The sequence below is a fragment of the Rhodoferax sp. genome (assembly GCF_037143375.1).
Taxonomy (GTDB): Bacteria; Pseudomonadota; Gammaproteobacteria; order Burkholderiales; family Burkholderiaceae_C; genus Rhodoferax.
The window spans coordinates 1-3,121 of sequence record NZ_JBAWYV010000252.1; the positions used below are offsets into that span (position 1 = coordinate 1).

Sequence of the window (3,121 nt, forward strand, 5' to 3'; positions counted from 1 at the left end):
GTTTGTGGCTCCATTACGCCGAACATCGGTGGCTCCATTACGACGGTCAGTGACACCAGTTGCTGCATAGAACGGCGCCGTCAATAAACCTTACTCGCCAGTTCAAGCGACTTCGGGCCAAGAACGATCAATCTAAGTGGCCTGTCAACAAGGTGCGCAGGGAACTTGCTTGTGGTGGTAGTGACTGGGAGAAGACGCTATGAATGCCGATAATCACAAAGACAACCGTATTGCGCCAGAGTTGGTCCGTCATGCCAGTCAATGCGGGAAGTGGTCGATGGAGGAGATTGGCAAGTTCAGATCTGAGCTGCTTCGCAACTGCCTGCAATTTGACCATCCCGCGATGACACGGTTTGTCTCCTCGTGCTTTGAGTCCGATGTGACAGTTGGCGCGTATTTCGAGCCAATGTACCTGCCAGTGCTGACCAGGGATCGGGTGCTGACCGGGAAAACGATCAAGACAATTCCATTCACACATGCCGTGAGAGCTGCGGGTGCGGCCAAGGAAATGGCGCTCATCAGTTGTGACACGGAGCATCAAAAGCGACTGGCTTTTCTTGTGACACTGCTTGCACCAGCGTCTTTGTTCCTGAACGTTCTGGCGGCTCACCGCTATGTTGCTGGCGCATCAAAGCCTTTGAATCAGCATCTTGGCGAATTGAGGTCTCAAATCTTATTGAAGCCGCTACAAGAGTTGTTCAAGTGGGATCGTGAGTCTGCAGCGCTGCTGGCCACATTGCTGGGCTTTACCTCCTCAATTTCAGTGGATCAAAAACTGTTTTCGCGCATGGAGGCGGCTTCGTGTTTGGCGACGTTGTCGATCAAGGCCATTTGGCGCGCGACCGACCCAAAACCAATCAGCCGTTGAGTAAATAGTCACTGTTGCGGGTTGGCCCTGGATGCTTGATTTGGAGTGTCGGTTAGTTTTCGTTCGAGGGCCCTTTGTGGTGCCCTTGTCCGACGACCTGACTACTAAAATGCCAGCCCTATAACGGCCATTGAACCCAACATGGACTGCTCGCCGAGTTGATTGCGGACTACCATAAAGCGGACCGTCAATTGGCGGCAAAGTAGTTTTTGAAGTCTGGCCTAGCCGTGTTCAAGATTTGATTGACTTCATCAAGACTGAACGGCAGCACATCACTGCGTTTGACACGCATTGGCTTGATGTTGCGAAATCCTGAGTTGAATTCATAGCGGTCAGCCGCTTCATTGAGGATTTGCCGCAAGGGTTTCATCACTGCATTGATGCGACGGCCAGACAAGGTGACCTTCTCACCGCGACCTGGCAATTTGGCGAGGTTTCCGCGAAACGCCAACACGTCGGCTTTGGTGATGCTGCTCACAGTCTTGTCGCCAAAGGTGGGAATGATGTATTTATCCAAGGCACCACGCTGGGTAATGCGGTAGCTGCGACGCCAGGTGATTTCGGATTCCGAGTACCACTGTTCAGCGAAGTCTTTGAGGCTAGGGTTGCTTTGGCTGCTGCCCGCTTGCACAGACAATGGTTTTCCGTTGGGTTTGATGGCCTCATCAGCTTCAATAGATGAAAGCGGCTTACCAAAAGTTTTGACGTAGTCGAAAGTGCCCAACGCAATTTCTGACTCAATGCGATCGAGGGCCTTTTGCAGGCGCTTGCGGTTGGTAGCGTTGTCGGGCAGTGTCGTGTACTCACGCAACCGTTCCCCGCCAGATCTGAAATCCATGAAGAGTGTGCCTTTGCTGGCAAGGCAACGGATGCTACCCATGGAGAGCTACTCCACTGGCCATCGGAATGGCGAATGAACCGACTGCTGAAACCATACCCATATCTGCTTCGATGGTCTCCCATAGGTACAACGTTTTTCGCCCCCCGAACGGACGGATGTAATGCCGCCCTTCCAAAAGTACGCTGTCCTTCAGCCGATCCCGGATAGTCCGGCTGTCGTATTTGATGCGTGCGGAAAGCTCTGCTGTTGTCAGATAGGTTGTTGTTTGATTATTCACTTGGAACTCCTGTTTATGATGCGACAATCAGAATCACAAAAAAACATTTCAATTTGTTTTTTGTCATCCTGAATGACATTATATATCCCAAAATTCTATTGACAGATGTTTTTTATCATCCTAAATGAAATATTTTTATCGAGACTGAAGTGATCAAGTGCCACTTATCCCGTTTGATGGGCGAGCGAAAGCTAAAAATTAGCGATGTAGCGCGCGACACTGGTCTGCATCGCAACACGGTGACCCTTCTTTATCAAGAGACAGCTACAAGAATCGACCTAGACGCGGTTGACGCGTTGTGCAGGTACTTTGGTGTTCAAGTGGGTGAGTTGTTTGAGCTCACGGACGGAGAAGTCAAGGGTGTCGCATAGGGATCAATTTACCCATATGCGTAGATACTGAACAACCTCTGGTGTGGAGCTAGAAATCGGAGCATTCACGTTCTCGATATCAGTGCACAACCGGCAGACCTGACGTCAAATCATTATTCGCAGAGCAACCACCTTCCTGAGGCGCGAGTTCTGTTCGACTTGATTCAGGAGACCACTCAACAGACCGGGTTTGCCAGCGTTAATCAGAAAAACGCAAATGGCTTTCATCTTGTCAACCGATTGAAATACCCAACACGGCCCAGCACAGGGTGCTGTGAACGGCCACCAAGTGGCTTTTGTAGGGCTGCCATCGCGTAGGCTTCTTGGTTACAGCGTCGAAAAGGGTGGCTTCCTTTTGGTTTGCGACACCCCGACCATAACTACCCTCACAGACAAAACTTCCCGGCTTGTCTTCAACGATGCTGGCGTGACTCCGCATCAGGAGGATTTCTGCTTTGAGTCTTTTGTCAGCGATGACTTTGTGGCCCACCATCGGTGCCCGGACGTCGGCCCGAAGTTGCTCCAATGCGTCGTCATTCATATCGATTCATGCTCCGTGTCATTTTTGACGCCTTAGATATTGCTTGTCTGGCGCCAAGACTCGGGCCATGAGACTAATAGTCGAAATCACCATCGAGGAATATTCCGTGGGCCAGACTTGGGCCATGCGTGGGCCACAGGTGGGCCATGGAAAAGTGGCTGTCGGCCTCTGACGATTGGTCTTTTTCGGGCCAGACTGCTTTTTGACTATTGGTCAGCACTTG

The 3,121-nt window shown here is 51.1% G+C and carries 5 protein-coding genes; 2 read left to right on the forward strand and 3 right to left on the reverse strand.

Annotation, left to right across the window (positions count from 1 at the left end; genetic code table 11):
• Positions 1-199: 199 nt before the first annotated feature.
• Positions 200-868 carry a hypothetical protein gene (locus WCG50_RS18580; RefSeq protein WP_336901085.1) on the forward strand — a complete coding sequence of 223 codons (669 nt, stop codon included), beginning with the start codon at positions 200-202 and terminating at the stop codon, positions 866-868.
• A gap of 187 nt (positions 869-1,055) precedes the next feature.
• On the opposite strand, the gene WCG50_RS18585 is transcribed toward WCG50_RS18580, so the two are convergent.
• The gene (locus tag WCG50_RS18585; protein WP_336901086.1) at positions 1,056-1,706 is read right to left on the reverse strand and encodes a DUF3596 domain-containing protein; all 651 of its coding nucleotides are present in this window, start codon (positions 1,704-1,706) and stop codon (positions 1,056-1,058) included.
• A gap of 34 nt (positions 1,707-1,740) precedes the next feature.
• On the reverse strand, positions 1,741-1,986 hold the full coding sequence (locus WCG50_RS18590; protein ID WP_336901087.1) for a hypothetical protein: 246 nt from the start codon (positions 1,984-1,986) through the stop codon (positions 1,741-1,743).
• A gap of 149 nt (positions 1,987-2,135) precedes the next feature.
• On the opposite strand from WCG50_RS18590, the gene WCG50_RS18595 reads away from it, so the two are divergent.
• A complete protein-coding gene (locus WCG50_RS18595) occupies positions 2,136-2,357 on the forward strand; it encodes a helix-turn-helix transcriptional regulator (protein WP_336901088.1) in 222 nt (73 codons plus the stop codon).
• A gap of 232 nt (positions 2,358-2,589) precedes the next feature.
• Here the strand turns inward: WCG50_RS18595 and WCG50_RS18600 are convergent, their stop codons facing one another.
• On the reverse strand, positions 2,590-2,898 hold the full coding sequence (locus WCG50_RS18600; protein WP_336901089.1) for a hypothetical protein: 309 nt from the start codon (positions 2,896-2,898) through the stop codon (positions 2,590-2,592).
• Between the last annotated feature and the right edge of the window lie 223 nt (positions 2,899-3,121).

What these genes read in the sequence shown, in the direction of transcription:
- WCG50_RS18600 (WP_336901089.1), bottom strand. Translation starts at nt 2,898, where the DNA reads ATGAATGACGACGCATTGGAGCAACTTCGGGCCGACGTCCGGGCACCG.
- WCG50_RS18585 (WP_336901086.1), bottom strand. Translation starts at nt 1,706, where the DNA reads ATGGATTTCAGATCTGGCGGGGAACGGTTGCGTGAGTACACGACACTG.
- WCG50_RS18580 (WP_336901085.1), top strand. Translation starts at nt 200, where the DNA reads ATGAATGCCGATAATCACAAAGACAACCGTATTGCGCCAGAGTTGGTC.